The sequence below is a fragment of the Carnobacteriaceae bacterium zg-84 genome (assembly GCA_013874835.1).
Taxonomy (GTDB): Bacteria; Bacillota; Bacilli; order Lactobacillales; family Aerococcaceae; genus WM01.
Genome location: CP059430.1, coordinates 1,098,607 through 1,115,226, shown reverse-complemented (window position 1 = coordinate 1,115,226; position 16,620 = coordinate 1,098,607). Strand labels below are relative to the sequence as shown.

General features: G+C 34.3%; 19 protein-coding genes. All 19 read left to right on the top strand.

Translation table 11 applies throughout. The features are described 5' to 3' along the window. Window positions 1-4: 4 nt before the first annotated feature. Window positions 5-772 (top strand): sirohydrochlorin cobaltochelatase, encoded by a 768-nt coding sequence (locus H1220_05255; protein QMI85141.1) that lies wholly within the window; start codon window positions 5-7, stop codon window positions 770-772. An 11-nt stretch (window positions 773-783) separates the two neighbouring features. Further along, complete coding sequence (locus H1220_05250) at window positions 784-1,485, top strand: cobalt-factor II C(20)-methyltransferase (protein QMI85140.1); 702 nt, start codon at window positions 784-786, stop codon at window positions 1,483-1,485. Between the two features lie 174 nt (window positions 1,486-1,659). Continuing rightward, window positions 1,660-2,394: an energy-coupling factor ABC transporter permease gene (locus tag H1220_05245; protein ID QMI85139.1), complete on the top strand. Its 735-nt coding sequence runs from the start codon at window positions 1,660-1,662 to the stop codon at window positions 2,392-2,394. Beyond that, a complete protein-coding gene (locus H1220_05240) occupies window positions 2,391-2,672 on the top strand; it encodes an energy-coupling factor ABC transporter substrate-binding protein (protein ID QMI85138.1) in 282 nt (93 codons plus the stop codon). The genes H1220_05245 and H1220_05240 overlap by 4 nt, the downstream gene beginning before the upstream one ends. Beyond that, complete coding sequence (cbiQ, locus tag H1220_05235) at window positions 2,659-3,324, top strand: cobalt ECF transporter T component CbiQ (GenBank protein QMI85137.1); 666 nt, start codon at window positions 2,659-2,661, stop codon at window positions 3,322-3,324. Before H1220_05240 ends, cbiQ begins: the two co-directional genes overlap by 14 nt. 20 nt (window positions 3,325-3,344) lie before the next feature. Next, a complete protein-coding gene (locus tag H1220_05230) occupies window positions 3,345-4,142 on the top strand; it encodes an ATP-binding cassette domain-containing protein (GenBank protein QMI85136.1) in 798 nt (265 codons plus the stop codon). A gap of 40 nt (window positions 4,143-4,182) precedes the next feature. Further along, window positions 4,183-5,679: a cobyric acid synthase gene (locus H1220_05225; protein QMI85135.1), complete on the top strand. Its 1,497-nt coding sequence runs from the start codon at window positions 4,183-4,185 to the stop codon at window positions 5,677-5,679. 1 nt (window position 5,680) lies between these two features. Next, complete coding sequence (locus tag H1220_05220) at window positions 5,681-6,295, top strand: cob(I)yrinic acid a,c-diamide adenosyltransferase (protein ID QMI85134.1); 615 nt, start codon at window positions 5,681-5,683, stop codon at window positions 6,293-6,295. Beyond that, window positions 6,270-6,701: a bifunctional precorrin-2 dehydrogenase/sirohydrochlorin ferrochelatase gene (locus H1220_05215; protein QMI85133.1), complete on the top strand. Its 432-nt coding sequence runs from the start codon at window positions 6,270-6,272 to the stop codon at window positions 6,699-6,701. The genes H1220_05220 and H1220_05215 overlap by 26 nt, the downstream gene beginning before the upstream one ends. A 12-nt stretch (window positions 6,702-6,713) precedes the next feature. Further along, entirely contained in the window at window positions 6,714-7,952 is a 1,239-nt protein-coding gene (locus H1220_05210) for a glutamyl-tRNA reductase (GenBank protein ID QMI85132.1), read from the top strand. A gap of 3 nt (window positions 7,953-7,955) precedes the next feature. After that, complete coding sequence (hemC, locus tag H1220_05205) at window positions 7,956-8,867, top strand: hydroxymethylbilane synthase (GenBank protein ID QMI85131.1); 912 nt, start codon at window positions 7,956-7,958, stop codon at window positions 8,865-8,867. A gap of 80 nt (window positions 8,868-8,947) precedes the next feature. Beyond that, the gene (locus tag H1220_05200) at window positions 8,948-9,664 is read left to right on the top strand and encodes a uroporphyrinogen-III synthase (GenBank protein ID QMI85130.1); all 717 of its coding nucleotides are present in this window, start codon (window positions 8,948-8,950) and stop codon (window positions 9,662-9,664) included. A 1-nt stretch (window position 9,665) separates the two neighbouring features. Beyond that, a complete protein-coding gene (hemB, locus tag H1220_05195; GenBank protein ID QMI85129.1) occupies window positions 9,666-10,631 on the top strand; it encodes a porphobilinogen synthase in 966 nt (321 codons plus the stop codon). Between the two features lie 10 nt (window positions 10,632-10,641). Then, window positions 10,642-11,928: a glutamate-1-semialdehyde 2,1-aminomutase gene (gene hemL, locus H1220_05190; protein QMI85128.1), complete on the top strand. Its 1,287-nt coding sequence runs from the start codon at window positions 10,642-10,644 to the stop codon at window positions 11,926-11,928. Further along, window positions 11,921-12,505, top strand: coding sequence for a bifunctional adenosylcobinamide kinase/adenosylcobinamide-phosphate guanylyltransferase (gene cobU, locus H1220_05185; GenBank protein QMI85127.1), 585 nt, complete (start codon window positions 11,921-11,923; stop codon window positions 12,503-12,505). Before hemL ends, cobU begins: the two co-directional genes overlap by 8 nt. Next, a complete protein-coding gene (cobS, locus tag H1220_05180; GenBank protein QMI85126.1) occupies window positions 12,502-13,224 on the top strand; it encodes an adenosylcobinamide-GDP ribazoletransferase in 723 nt (240 codons plus the stop codon). Before cobU ends, cobS begins: the two co-directional genes overlap by 4 nt. Then, window positions 13,221-13,811 (top strand): histidine phosphatase family protein, encoded by a 591-nt coding sequence (locus H1220_05175; protein QMI85125.1) that lies wholly within the window; start codon window positions 13,221-13,223, stop codon window positions 13,809-13,811. The genes cobS and H1220_05175 overlap by 4 nt, the downstream gene beginning before the upstream one ends. A gap of 1 nt (window position 13,812) precedes the next feature. Then, the gene (locus tag H1220_05170; protein QMI85124.1) at window positions 13,813-14,919 is read left to right on the top strand and encodes an NADH-dependent flavin oxidoreductase; all 1,107 of its coding nucleotides are present in this window, start codon (window positions 13,813-13,815) and stop codon (window positions 14,917-14,919) included. A 22-nt stretch (window positions 14,920-14,941) separates the two neighbouring features. Then, window positions 14,942-16,576 (top strand): nickel ABC transporter, nickel/metallophore periplasmic binding protein, encoded by a 1,635-nt coding sequence (gene nikA / locus H1220_05165; GenBank protein QMI85123.1) that lies wholly within the window; start codon window positions 14,942-14,944, stop codon window positions 16,574-16,576. Window positions 16,577-16,620: the final 44 nt, after the last annotated feature.

Genomic DNA, 16,620 nt, shown 5'->3' with positions numbered 1-16,620 from the left:
AGACATGACTAAAGCCATTTTAGTTGTGAGTTTTGGGACAACATTCCCAGAAACAAGAAAAAAAACAATTGAAGCTTGTGAAAATGCCATTCAACATCAATTTTCTGAATATAAAGTATATCGTGCATTCACATCAAATATTGTTATTAGACGTATTTTAAAACAAGAAGATTTGCACATTGATACAGTGGCACAAGCATTGGAAAGAATGTATCAAGAAGGTGTTACGGAAGTTTATGTACAACCATTGCATATGATTTTAGGTGATGAATATGAAAAAGTATTGGTACAAGCGATTCAATTTGAAGATAAATTTGATGTATTAAAAATTGCCAAACCTTTATTAAGCAGTATTGAAGATTATGAAGCTATCAAACGTATTTTATTAGATAAATATGGTCAATTTGGAGAAGAAACGGCAACGGTGTTAATGGGACACGGAAGTCAACACTATGCTTTCACATCTTATGCTGCCATCGATCACATGTTAATGAATGAACCTGTTTATGTAGGAGCTGTCGAAAGTTATCCTGATGTTGAATTGATTGAAGAACGATTAAGACAAACAAATGTAAAACACGTTCATTTAGCACCATTTATGTTAGTTGCTGGGGATCATGCAACAAATGATATGGCTTCTGATGAAGAAGATTCATGGTATACATATTTTAGTAAAAAAGGATATACAGTCACAGCCCACTTGATTGGTTTAGGTGAATATAAAGAAATACAACAATTATATATTCAACATTTATTAGATGTGATTGCATAATAGGAGAAAATATGGCGAAATTTTACGGAATTGGTGTTGGACCAGGAGATAGTGAATTAGTGACAATAAAAGCAAGTCGCTTAATTCATGATTTAGATATTTTATACACACCTGAAGCAAAAAAAGGTGCAAAAAGTTTAGCATTAACAATAGCTGAACCATATATTAAAAGTGATTTAGAAATTAAACAAAGACATTTTCCAATGGTTCGAGCAAAAGAAGAAAAACAAGGGCAGTGGGAACAAATTGCCCAAGAAATTGTGGAAGATGTGAAAGCCGGTAAAAATGTAGGTTTCATTACATTGGGTGATCCAATGGTATACAGCACATACAGTTATTTATTGGATATTGTCAAAGATGATATTGATACACAAACGATACCTGGAATTACGTCTTTTTCAAGTATTGCGTCATTCTTAGGGCAACCATTAACAATGGATGAAGAATCTTTTGCCGTTGTTCCAGCAACAGCAGGACATGACAAAATAGAAGCCGCATTACGTCATCATGAAACGATTGTTTTGATGAAAGTGGCAAATCATTTATCCGTAGTTTTACCATTATTGGAAAAATATGAGTTATTGGATAATACATTTTTAGTAAGCAACGCAACAATGGATAAACAAACAGAGTTAAAAGGTGTTAGAAATCTTTCTGTGGATGAAAAACTAAGTTACTTTACAACAATGATTGTAAAGAAAAATCCACTTTAATGATATATACAAAAGAATAGATAGGTCATTTATCTATTCTTTTGTTCCATGTGTTTATTATTTAACACATTATGTGTTAAACATAAAAAAAGTTGTGGGATGTTTCAATTTTTTCAAGAAAGGAGTGTAACCGTTTTTTTAGAAATGTTCTGTGACAAACAAAGGAGAAGAAGTATGAAAAAATCAGTAAAAAACATTGTGATGTTTTCCGCCTTGATTGTTTTATTTATGTTGATTTCATCACAATCAGCTCATGCAATGCATATTATGGAAGGCTATTTACCACCTTTATGGGCAGGTATTTGGTTTATTGTATTTATTCCATTTTTCATTTTAGGTTTAGTTCAAATGAAAAAAATTGTAGCAGAAAATCCGAAAAATAAAACAATGTTGGCATTATCTGGAGCATTTATTTTTATTTTATCAGCCTTAAAAATTCCCTCTGTTACAGGCTCAACGTCACATCCAACTGGTGTTGGATTAGGAACAGCGATGTTTGGACCTAGTGTTATTAGTGTTTTAGGAACGATTTGTTTATTATTCCAAGCGCTATTGCTTGCTCATGGTGGGTTAACGACATTAGGTGCAAATGCATTTTCAATGGCGATTGTAGGACCTTTTGTTGGTTATGCTGTCTATAAATTAGCGTTAAAAATGAATGTATCAACACGTATATCTTTATTTTTATGTGCGTTTGTTGCAGACATCGCAACATATTTTGTTACATCTGTTCAATTAGGATTAGTTTTCCCTGATGCAGAAACAGGTGTTGTTGGTGCTATTGTGAAATTTATGGCAGTCTTTTTGACAACACAAATTCCAATTGCGATTGTTGAAGGTTTATTAACAGTTGTCCTATACAACTTAATTACATCAGCCGATGTTGAAAAAGCGGGGGTATTCAAATGAAAAAACAAAACATTCTTTTACTTTTAGCTGCCGTTTGCGTAATGTTAGGTGCTTTTGTGTTTGCACCTAAAGATGCTGAATATGGTGGTACCGATGATGCAGCAGAAACAGCCATTAAAGAAGTTCAACCAGACTATGAGCCATGGTTTGAATCTTTATATGAGCCAGCTGGTGAAGTTGAAAGCTTATTATTTACATTACAAGGAAGTATTGGTGCAGGGATTATCTTCTATGTGATTGGTTACAATAGAGGAAAATCTAAAAATGCTAACGCTTGATAAATACGCACATGAAAATCGTTTAAAACATGTGTCGCCAGAAAAGAAATTGTGCATCTATATTGGATTATTACTACTCAGTTTTTCTGGTATAGCGTGGGTTCAATTAGCTGTTATAGGAGTAATTGCTCCTATAACAGTCTATATTGCCCGTGTGAAGTGGACAGTTTATGCCAAATGGCAACTTGTTATTATTCCTTTTATTTTTATTAGTTTATTGACATTTGTTTTAACGTACGGAAAAAATATGCATACTTTTGTTTTCTCTATCCCTGCGTTTCATGGATACATTGGTATGACTGAAAAAAGTATTCGTTTAGCTTTGGAGATTTTATTACGTGTGTATAGTTCATGTGTGTCAACTTATTTTTTCGTGTTGACCGTTCCCTTTTCTCAACTCATTCAGTTGATGAAAAAATGTAAAGTGCCCACATTTTTATTGGACATTATTGTCTTAATGTATCGCTTTATTTTTTTAGTTTTATATGAATTTATCACAATGAGAGATACGCTAGATCTGAAATTTTCGTTTAAAGGCTTTAAAAATAATTATCATGCATGGGGGATACTATGTAATACTTTGTTTATAAAGTTATTACATGATAATGATGTATTAAATGATGTATTGGCGTTGAAATTTGAACAGGAGTAATACAGAAAGGATTGACAATCATGTTGCAACTAAATGATGTTACATTTGCTTATGATAAAGTTCCAACCATTCACCATGTGTCTATGGCATTCCAAGAAGGTAAAATAACAGGTATTTTAGGCATGAATGGAAGTGGTAAATCAACGATTATGAAATTGATTATGGGACTACTCAAGGCCGAATCAGGAGAAATCATTTTTGATAATCAACCCATTACAATAAATAAAAAGGCATTGTACGATTATCGTCAAAAAGTGAATATGGTTTTCCAAAACCCTGAACAACAAATTTTTTATACGATTGTTAAAGAAGATATAGCAATGGCATTAAAAAATTTAGGATATGACAAACATGTCATTGATGAACGTGTTTCTAAAGTGCTTGATATAATGGATATTACGCATTTACAAGATAAACCAGTTCAATATTTAAGTTATGGACAAAAAAAACGGGTTGCGATTGCAGGGATGCTTGCTTTACAACCAAGATTTTTACTATTGGATGAACCAACAGCTGGATTAGATCCAAAAGGACGTGACAAAATGAATGAAACAATGCAGCGATTAGTTCAAGCAGGAACAAGTATTATTTTATCCAGTCACGATATGGATTTAATGTATGATTGCTGTGATTATGCCTATGTGATTAAAAAAGGCTCGGTTCTTACTCAAGGAGAAAAATATCAAGTATTTCAAGAAGCAACGTTATTAAAAGAAGCAGGTTTGTCTGTTCCATGGATTGTGAAATTACATCAAACTATTGGAACGCCACTTGCAAAAAATGAAGCATTGTTCTTTGAACATTTTGCACAAAAATAGTAAAATAAAAGAATATGTATTGAAAATAAAGGAGAACATCATGGCAAAATCAATTATGGTTCAAGGGACAGCATCTGATGCAGGAAAAAGTATTATTGTTGCTGGATTATGTCGTATTTTTAAACAAGATGGTTTATCTGTTGTTCCGTTTAAATCTCAAAATATGGCATTGAATTCATTTATTACAAAAAAAGGTGCTGAAATGGGAAGAGCACAAGTGTTTCAATCTGAAGCGGCAGGTGTTGACCCAGATGTACGTATGAATCCTGTTTTATTGAAACCAACATCTGATAGAAAATCCCAAATTGTCTTTATGGGTGAAGTATTAACAGATATGGACGCTGTGGAATATCATGAATTTAAGCAACAACTATTACCAAAAATCAAAGAAGTTTATGAACAATTAAGTGATGAAAATGATGTCATTGTTTTAGAAGGTGCAGGTAGTCCGGCTGAAATCAATTTGAATGACAGAGATATTGTGAATATGGGTATGGCAAAATTAGTAGATGCTCCTGTTATCTTAGTTGCGGATATTGATAAAGGTGGTGTGTTTGCCTCTATTTATGGTACCATTCAACTTATGCCAGAAGAAGATAGAAAACGTGTCAAAGGTGTCATTATCAATAAATTTAGAGGAGATGTTGCCTTACTTCAATCAGGTATTGATATGATTGAATCTTTAACAAATGTAAAAGTATTAGGTGTTGTACCATATGCACATCTAGATATTGATAGTGAAGATAGTGTTGCATTGGTACAAAAAAGTAGACGTTTTGATACGAAAAAAGATTTAGATGTTGCGATTGTTGGATTAAAACGTATGTCTAATTTTACAGATTTCCATAGCTTAGAAATTCAACCAGACGTATCTGTACGTTATGTGATGCCAGGAGATGCCATTGGTTTGCCTGATTTATTGATTTTACCGGGTAGTAAAAATACGATTGAAGATATGCATTATTTAAGAGAATCCGGTTTAGAAAAAGAAATTTTACATTGTTTAGAAAAAGATGTACATATTTTTGGCATTTGTGGTGGTTATCAATTACTAGGTAAAAAAATGACAGATCCTCTACATGTTGAATCCTCTATTGAAGAAATTGAAGGATTAGGATTATTAGACGCATGTACCACTTTTAAATCTGTGAAACGTACAACACAAGTTAAAGCAGACCACGATGGACATGTATTAGAAGGATACGAAATACACATGGGTGAAACGACGATTGCAGACGGTGTCACACCATTTTCAACAATAACTGTCCAAAATGGTGAAGAAACAAGTCGACTAGATGGCGCGATTGGGCATAATGGGCAAGTGCAAGGAACATATTTACATGGTGTATTTGATAATTTAGATTGGACAAGAGATTATTTGAATGGTATCCGTGTAAAAAAAGGTTTAGAGCCAATTACAGAAAAACCAGTGACGATAAAAGAATTTAAAGATAGAGAATATGATAAACTTGCCACTATTTTGCGTAATAGTTTAGATATGGAACAAATTTATAAGATTTTAAATAAGGAAGATTAGCATGAGAATTTATACAAAATACGGAGATAAAGGTTTTACAAGATTATATGGAGGCGACCGTGTGTCTAAAACACATATTCGTGTTGAAGCATATGGAACTATGGATGAATTATGTTCCTTTTTAGGTTATTTAACAGCAGAAATGAAACAATACGAAGTGTTGAATGACTTAACAGAAGAATGTGAAGAAATTCAACAACATTTATTCGACTGTGGAAGTGATTTAGCCACTCCTCGTGAATTACGACCATATAAACAAAAAATAGAAGATGTTACCTTTTTAGAAGAAAAAATTGATGCTTATATGGGTATCCCTCCTAAATTGGAACATTTCATTATTCCAGGAGGACATTCTTTAGCAGGTTTATTCCATATGGCAAGAACGATGACAAGACGTTTAGAAAGATGTATTGTTGCTGTTATTGAAGCCGATGAAGCGGTAAACGAGATTGGATTACAATATATCAATCGTTTATCAGATTATTTCTTTGTAATTGCACGTTTAGTAAATTACAGATTAGGAGTAGCTGATAAAAATTATATACGTAGTGCTAAAATTTTCCGTAGTAAAAAACAGGAGGAAGACAAAGATGTATCCAGTCATGATGAACATTAAAAATAAACGTGTTGTAATGATTGGAGGGGGCAATGTCGCAGCTAGAAAATTAAAAAAATTATTACAAGAAGGGGCACATGTCACGATTGTTAGTCCTACATTGCATGAAAGTATTCCAAAGGAATGCATTACATGGATTGAACGTCGTTATGAAACAGGTGATTTAAACGGTGCAAAATTAGTTTTTGCGTGTACAGATGATCAAGAAGTTAATGTACAAATTATGAGAGATGCCGATACGTGTCAATTAGTGAATAATACAGGGGATAAACATTTTTCAGACTTCTATAATGTATCTATCGTTGAGAAAAAAGATTTTTCTATCAATATTTCAACCAATGGTGTTTCTCCTATGAGAGCAAAAGAAATCAGACAAAAATTAGAAAAACTATTAGACGAAATATAAGAGGAAAGCATTATGTATTTATTGTATGTTGGGTTAACACATAAAAATACGCCTATTCATATTCGTGAGGCGATTCATTTCTCTGATGACACATTAGAGAAAGCATTAAAAACATTATACAAAGAAAAAAGTATTTTAGAAGATTGCATTGTATCCACATGTAATCGTACAGAATTATATCTTGTCGTTGACCAATTACATACAGGACGTTATTATGCAAAACATTTTTTAGCAGATTGGTTCCAAGTAGATGTGACAGAATTGGAAAAATATTTAGTCATGAAAGAAGCCGATGAAGCATTACGACATCTTTTAAAAGTATCTGTTGGTTTAGAGTCTAGAATACTAGGTGAAACACAAATTTTAGGACAACTCAAAAAGGCTTTTGAAAAAGCCAATGTAGTTGGAACAACAGGAATTATATTAAATAATGCATTTCGTCAAGCTGTTTCATTTGCTAAACGTATGCATGAGCAATATAAAATCAATGAACGTCCAACATCAGTAAGTTTTGCAGCCATACAACTCTTAGATGCCTTAAATTTAGAAACATCAAACAAAACGGTTGCGTTAATTGGATTAGGTGAGATTGGACAATTATTAGCTAATTATTTATTAGAACGTTCTTTTAAACAAATTCTCTTTTTTAATCGTACACTTGAAAAAGCAGAAAAATATAATAGACATGAGCATATTTGTATTTGTCCGATTGATGCCTTAGAGAAAGAGTTACCAAGAGCGGATATTGTCTTTTCTGCTGTTAGTACACAAACGTATTTAGTACATCCAACAATGTTAAAAGAACAAGCGATTGTTTTTGATTTAGGGGTACCAAGAACGGTGCATCCAACATCCAAGGTAGATTTGTATGATATTGATACACTGACACAAAAATTAGATAGTTATCAAGCACAAAGAGAACAAATTGCACATCAAATTGTATTAAAGATTGATGACGAGCTAATAGCTTTTGATGAATGGCGTAAAAATTTAGGAATTGTACCTCTTATTAAGCAATTAAGAGAAAATGCTCTGAATGCACAAGCCTCTGCTTTAGACAGTTTGGAAAGAAAATTACCACATTTATCAGAAAGAGAACACAAACTTATTCAAAAACACATGAAGAGTATTGTCAATCAACTATTAAAAAATCCGATTTTACAATTAAAAGAAATGTCTGTTGGAGACAATTCGGAGTATGACATTGCACTTGTTGCAAAGATTTTTGGATTAGATTTAACACAGGAGTAATATATGATTATTAAAGTAGGAACACGTAAAAGTCAATTAGCGTTAACACAAACAAAACAAGTGATTGCTTTATTAGAAAAAGCAAATCCTGATGTGACGTTTGAATTAGTGACCTACCAGACAACAGGCGATAAATTAGTACATGCCAGTTTACAAGAAATTGGTGGAAAAGGTGTCTTTGTCAAAGATATTGAAGTTGGTTTACTAAACAAAAAAATTGATATAGCTATTCACAGTTTAAAAGATGTACCGTCTATTTTGCCAAATGGTTGTGTTATAGGCGCTATTCCAAAACGTGAAGATGTAAGAGATTGTATGATTTTTCATCAGCCAAATATGACATTAGATACATTACCGCAAGGTGCAAAAGTTGGTACAAGTAGTTTAAGACGTCAAGCACAATTATTAAAATTAAGACCTGATTTAAACATTGTTGCATTAAGAGGAAATATTGATACACGTATTCAAAAAGTGTTAGACGGAGAATATGATGCCATTGTTTTAGCAATGGCAGGTTTATCGCGTATGGGGTGGTTAGAAAAAGAAACTTTATCCTTACAACCACTAGATACAAAAGTATTTTTACCTGCTATTTCACAAGGTGCTTTAGCGATTGAATGTCGTGAAGAAGATACGTATGTTTTAGACATTATTCAACGTATACACGATGAAAAAACGGCACAAGAAGTAACCATTGAGCGTGACTTTTTAAAACAAATGGATGGTGATTGTACTTTTCCTATTGGTGCCTATGCCACTGTACAAGATAATATATATACACTACAAACGATGTTGGCAACAGAAGAAACAATGACATGTGTATATGCAACTGTTTCTGATGAACAAGCACATACATTGGCAAAAAACGCGGCAGATTGTTTAGAGGCACAAGGTGCTTTTGGTCGGAAAAAGTAGTTAAGAACAAGAGATAGTAGAACATGAGATATGATGATAAAACATACGGTATCGTCATTATAAAATAAGGAGTGATGCCAATGGGAAAAATTGTATTTACAAGAGAGCATCCTTTAGAAAAAGATTGGACAAATGCATTAAACACATTGGGATTAGATATTGTTCATGCACCATTGATACATTGTACAGCAAATGATATGCCAAAGATGATTTTAAATAATTTGCATAAAGCCGACTGGGTTTTCTTTACGAGTGCAGTGGCGGCAGAGTGCTTTGCACCTTATATGCGTGATTTAAATGTCCGTATTGCAACGATTGGGCATAAAACAACACAAAGTGTAGAGGATTTAGGGTATACAGTTGATTTTGAAAGTGTTAGTCAATACGGTGTTGATTTTGTAGGAGAGTGGTTGACACTTGGTCTGTCACATCAAACAGTATTATTGCCACAAAGTAGTTTATCTAATCCAATTATTGCACAAACACTAAAAGATAATGGGCATACAGCATTAGCTTGGGCAATGTATGACACAAAACCAAACAAAAAAGGACAATCTATGATTGATGCATTGTGTAAAGAAAAAGATGTGATTTGGACATTTGCTAGTCCATCTGCTTGGGAAAGTTTGATACAGGTTAGAGAACAATTACCAAAACATCATCAAGTTGCTGTTATTGGTACGACAACACAACAAGCTGTGATGAATAGTCATCAAATTGTTGATTTTATGCCAGATACACCGGCCATTGATAATATGATTGAAACCATTATTCAAAATAGAGAAAGAGGTGAATGACATGTTTGCCAGACATAGACGTTTAAGACAAACAAAGGCATTTAGAGATTTAGTAAGAGAGACAAGTTTGTCTGTCAATGATTTTATTCAACCAATTTTTGTAAAAGAAGATTTACAAGAACCAAAAGAAATTCTGTCAATGCCTAATGTATATCAATTACCATTAACGCATGTGTTAGATGAAGTCAAAGAGATTGTTTCTTTGGGGATACAAGCTATTATTGTTTTTGGTATTCCAAAGCATAAAGATGAGATTGGTTCAGCCGCATGGGACGATGATGGGATTGTGCAACAAGCTATTCGTTTAATCAAAAAACATTATCCAGACTTAATTGTAATTGCTGATACATGTTTATGTGAATTTACAAGTCATGGACATTGCGGTTTATTAGATAGAGGTCATGTTTGTAATGATATATCTCTTGAAAAATTAACCCAAGTAGCTATTTCACAAGCAAAAGCAGGTGCAGATATTATCGCTCCGTCAAATGCAATGGACGGGTATGTCATGTCTATTCGCAAAGGATTAGATGAAGCAGGTTTTGCTTATACACCAATTATGTCGTATTCTGTTAAATTCGCCTCTAGCTTTTATGGACCATTTAGAGATGCGGGAGAAAGTGCACCAGCTTTTGGCGATAGAAAAACATATCAAATGGATCCTGCTAATCGTTTAGAAGCACTAAGAGAAGCAAAAAGTGATGAAGAAGAAGGTGCAGACTTCTTAATGGTTAAACCTGCACTTGCCTTTTTAGATATTTTAAGAGATGTAAAAGAAAGAACGCATTTACCAGTTGTTGCGTATAATGTAAGTGGTGAATATGCCATGGTGAAAGCAGCCGCACAAAATGGTTGGATTGATGAAAAATTAGTCGTTCTAGAAATGTTAACAGGTATGAAGCGTGCTGGAGCAGATTTAATTTTAACATACTTTGCCAAAGATGCCGCAACATATCTTCAGCAGTAAGGAGTAAACAATGAAAATAGAACAGTCAGTAAAATCTTTTGAGGCATCTCAAAACGTATTTCCAGGTGGAGTAAATAGTCCAGTAAGAGCATTTAAAGCTGTGGGAGGTATACCTTTATTCATTGATAAAGCAAAAGGAGCCTATCTTTATGATGTTGATGGTAATCAATACATTGATTATGTGTTGTCATGGGGACCAATGATTTTAGGCCATGCACAAGATGATGTGATTGATGCTGTTCAAAAAGCTGTGTTAAAAGGAACAAGTTATGGTGCTCCAAGTCCAACAGAAACACGATTGGGTGAATTATTACAAAAACGAGTACCTTATTTGGAAAAATTACGTATGGTTAGCTCAGGAACAGAGGCAACTATGAGTGCCATTCGTGTGGCACGTGGTGTAACAAAACGTGATAAAATTATTAAATTTATTGGCTGTTATCATGGGCATAGTGATGCGTTTTTAGTTCAAGCGGGTTCGGGTGTGGCGACATTTGGATTGCCTAATTCTCCGGGTGTACCGGCTTCTACGGCACAAGATACACTAACATTACCTTATAACGATATAGAGGCATTAAACGCATGTTTTGAACAATGTGGAGATGATATTGCATGTGTCATTATCGAAGCAGTTGCAGGCAATATGGGTTTGATTAAAGCCGATGAAGCATTTATACAAGCCATTCGTTCATTGACAAAAAAACACGGCGCATTGTTTATTATTGATGAAGTGATGACAGGTTTTAGAGCAAGTTATACAGGCGCAACAGGATTATATGATGTTGAACCAGATTTAATTTGTCTTGGTAAAGTCGTGGGTGGTGGTTTCCCAGTTGCTGTTTTTGGTGGTAAAAAAGAATATATGGACGAAGTAGCCCCTTTAGGTAGCATCTATCAAGCAGGGACATTATCTGGTAACCCGATTGCCATGACGGCAGGTTATGAAACAGTTAACCGTTTAACACCCGATTTATTTAAACAAATGGAAAAACATGTTGATATGCTGTGTACAGGATTGAAAGAGTTGGCAAACAAATACACTATACCTTTACAAGTCGTGAGTGCAGGGACAATGTTTGGATTCTTCTTTAACGAAAATGCAGTAAAAAACTTTGAAGATTCTAAATCAAGTGATCAAGATTTATTTGCTAAAGTGCATCGTTTATTACTTGAAAAAGGGGTGTATATTGCACCTTCTCAATATGAATCGAATTTCATGTCAACAGCACATACGACAGAAGATATTGAGCGTACATTGAATGTATTTGACGATGTATTTGGTGAGCTATATGGGTAAGATTGTATTAGTCACGGGAGGTGCTAGAAGTGGCAAATCTTCCTTTACCGAAGAACAGCTGTGGGATAAAGACAATGTTTGCTATATTGCCACAGGGGTGATGAAACAACCAGATGCAGAATGGCAAGAGCGTGTACGGTTGCATCAAGAACGTCGACCAAAATCATGGGGAAACCATGAACAATACGATCATATTGGTGCATGGATACAGACACAATCGTACGATTATTATTTATTAGATTGTGCAACGATGTTAACGACGAATGTTTTGTTTGATACGGTAGAAACATTATTTCCTGAGAAAATTATGATGGAAGATACGAATTTTTTAACGAAAGAACAACAAAGTATTGTGACAGCACATATTCAAAAAGAATGGCAAGCCGTGATGGATGCTGTTAGAGAAAAAGATACAACAATGTATATTGTGACGAATGAAATCGGATTGGGTATTGTCCCTGATACAGCATTAGGGCGCTATTTTAGAGATGTTCTAGGCAATATCAATCAACATTTAGCAAAGGAGGCAAGTGAAGTCTACTTAGTCATTTGTGGGCTATCACAACGATTAAAATGATAAAAGCATTGATTATTTACACACAATTTTTTAGTCGCATTGCTATTCCTAAAACGATAGATATATCTTATGTGCGAAAAGGAATTCCATTTATTACATTATTTGGTTTTTTGATTGGTCTTATATCTGGAGCATTTTACTTTATTACCCAATTATTTTTACCAAAGCTAATTGCATGGATACTTACCTTTCTGTTTGATGTTTTATTAACAGGAGGATTTCACTTAGACGGTTTGGCAGATATGGCAGATGGCTTGTTTTCCTCACGAAAAAAAGAACGTATGTTAGAAATCATGAAAGACAGTCGCATTGGTAGTAATGGTGTGCTCGCCTTAATTTTGTATTATAGCGTAATGTTTGTATCTTTTTCGTATTTACCAGAACCTAAATGGTTTATTGTTGTTTGTCTATCCATGATAGGTAAAGCCGGCTTATCGTTACAACTTTATGAAATGACTTATGCACGAGCAACAGGAGGTTCTGGTCAATTTTTCTCAGGAACGACTTTAACCCAAATTGCTTTGGCACAAATATTACCGATTGTATCGTTAACGTTGGTATTTGGTATAAAAGGCTTTGTAGGATATATGCTTGTGTTATTAGGAGCAGTGGGATATAGATGGTTTGTCTACAAAAAAATAGATGGGCATACAGGAGATACATTAGGAGCATTTGTTGAAATTGCTCATATCTTATTATTGTTAGGACTGATGATATGAAAGTTTATATGATGCGACATGGCGAAACGGATTATAATAAAGCAAGATGTTTTTACGGGAGTGCAGATGTGTCTATCAATGACACAGGTAAACAACAAGCACATCGCATAAAAGACATTATGGCAGATTATCCAGTCGATAAAATTTACATCAGTACATTAAAAAGAACTTATGAAACAGCCAGTATCATTTTTGAAAATCAAGTATTTGATACAGTAAAAGGCTTTGATGAAAAAGGATTTGGTCAGTGGGAAGGGTTAAATGCTGATCAAATTCAAGCAACATATCCTGAGGAATGGCAAGCGTGGTTGGAGGCACCTTTTGAGGTAACTCCACCACTAGCTGAACCATTTACTCAGTTTCAACATCGTGTTTGGGAAGCATTTGACAGAATTTTGAAAGCCCATCAAAACGACAGTATTGCGATTGTGGCACATTTAGGCGTGTTACGGTTGCTCTATCAATCAGTGATTGATAAAGATGCTGTTTTTTGGAACATTGATTTTCCACAAGGCACTGTCACATGCTTTGAAAACACCCATTCTAATGAATGGGAAAGCTATTTAATAACTAGGAAGGAGGCATAAAATGGGGAAACATATTCAAGATAAAGTAATATTTGAAAATGGGGTAGAATTAAGAAATAGAGTTGTCATGGCCCCTATGACCATTAGTGCATGTGAACCAGGAGGCTATGTGTCACAAGCAGATATTGATTATTATAAACAACGTGCAAAAGGAGTAGGTATGATTGTCACAGGTTGTGCTTATATTGATCCTTTAGGACAAGCATTTGAAAACAGTTTTAGCGTCGCTGAAGACGATAAAATTGAAGGATTAAGCCGATTAGCAAAAGCCATTCAAGAAGAAGGTAGTTTGGCAATTTTACAAATTTATCATGGAGGTAGAATGGTCTTTCCTGATGTGATAGGTGGCAAACAGCCTGTTGCACCAAGTGCTGTCAATGCGATTAGAAGTTTTACGGTTACACCAAGAGCACTAACAGCACCCGAAGTAAATGAGATGATGGATCTGTTTTTACGTGCAATTGAACGTGCAATGGAAGCAGGATTTGATGGGGTTGAATTGCATGGTGCAAATACTTATTTACTACAACAATTCTATTCACCACATTCAAATATTCGTCGTGATAAATGGGGTGGAACACCAAATAATCGAATGCGTTTTTCAAAAACATTAGTGAAAAAGGCGAAACAGCTTATTAAAGAAAAAGCAACAAAACCATTTTTACTAGGCTATCGCTTTTCTCCAGAAGAAATTGAAAATCCAGGTATTACACTGTTTGATACATTACAGTTGATTGAGCAACTCATTCGTAATGGTATAGATTATTTGCATACTTCAGTATCAAATGTATGGCGTTCATCTCTTAGAGAAACCAATCAAACAGAACCAATTATGCATAAAATTGTTGAGAAAATTGACAATCGAGTACCTTTTATTGCTGTTGGAAATATTCGCACAGGTGAAGATGCTCAAAAAGTATTGGATGCCAATATTCCATTGTTTGCATTGGGAAAACCATTATTACTAGATCCTGAATGGACCCAAAAAGTTGCTCAAGGAAGAGAAAACGAAATTATCACTGTTTATAAAGACGAGTTACAAAATATTTTAAAACTGCCAACAACGTTTGTTGAAGAGTTAAGAGATTATTTAGAAGGAAAATATTAAATTCAAGGGAGATTTTATTATTATGAAAAAAAGCAAATTATGGCTTGGCTTAGCAGGATCAGTGCTGATGTTAGCAGCTTGTCAACAAAAACAAGACGCAACATCAGAAAATAAAATGGATAAAACAGAAATGGCGTCCGATAAAGAAAAATTAACAATTGCATGGAGTCAAGATGTTGGAGATTTAAATCCGCATCGCTACAATCCGGATCAATTTGTGACACAAGATATGGTCTATGAGGGCTTAGTACGTTATGGGGACAACGGTGTTATCGAACCTGTTTTAGCAGAATCGTGGAAAATTAGTGAAGACGGTAAAACATACACATTTAAATTAAGACATGCTAAATTCTCAGATGGATCTGAATTTAATGCTAAAAACGTTAAGCGTAATTTCGATACAATTTTTTCAGAAGCAAATAAATCAAATCATTCATGGTTTAATTTCACACAACAATTAGACACATATAAAGTTGTTGATGACTACACATTTGAATTAACATTAAAACAACCTTACAGTGCAACATTGTATGATTTAGCCATGATTCGCCCAATTCGTTTCTTAGGAGATGCAGGATTTCCAGAGGGTGATGATACAACCAAAGACAATGTAAAAATGTCTGTTGGAACAGGACAATGGGTTTTAAAAGAAAAGAAAAAAGACGAGTATGCAACTTTTGTTCGTAATGAAAATTATTGGGGAGAAAAACCAAAATTAAAAGAAGTTACGATTAAAATCATTGCAGACCCACAAACGAGAGTATTAGAGTTTGAGTCTGGTAATTTAGACTTATTATACGGAAATGGATTGATTAGTTTAGATACTTTTGCACAATATGCAAAAGATAGTAAATATAAAACAGGGGTATCTGACCCACTATCTACACGTTTATTATTATTGAATGCTAAACAGCCTGTTTTCCAAGATAGAGTCGTTCGTAAAGCAATGAATCATGCGATGAATAAAAAAGAAATTTCAGAGAACTTATTTAGAGGAACAGAAAAACCAGCAGACACTATTTTCTCTAAAAAAACACCTCACTCTGACGCAGGATTAACACCTTATGAATATGATGTCAAAAAAGCAGAATCACTATTAGATGAAGCCGGATGGAAAAAAGGTGCAGACGGCGTTCGTGAAAAAGATGGTAAAAAATTAACAATCAACATGCCATATATTTCAACTAATGCCGCAGATAAAGATTTAGGTGAATATTTCCAAGGTGAATGGAAAAAATTAGGAATTGATGTGCAATTACAAGCAATGGAAGAAAATGGATACTGGACAAATGCAAAATCAGGTAATTTTGACATGATGCTAACGTATTCATGGGGAGCACCATGGGATCCACACGCATGGATGACAGCACTTGCTGAAACAGCAGAACATGGACATCCTGAAAGTATTTCTTTAGAAGCATTGGCGGTTAAACCTGAATTAGACAAAGTCATAAGAGAAACATTGGTAGAACCAGATGAAGCAAAAGTTGATGCAGGTTATAAAAAAGCACTGACAATCTTACACGAAGAAGCAGTGTATATTCCAATTACGTATCAATCTGTTGTATCTGTTTATCGTGCAGGTGAATTAGAAGGTGTACGTTTTGCACCTGAAGAAAATTCTCTACCACTACGCTACATTAGTAAAGCAAAATAGTACATTTATAAAAGAGAAGAGGCCCCACACGCATAAGTGGGGCT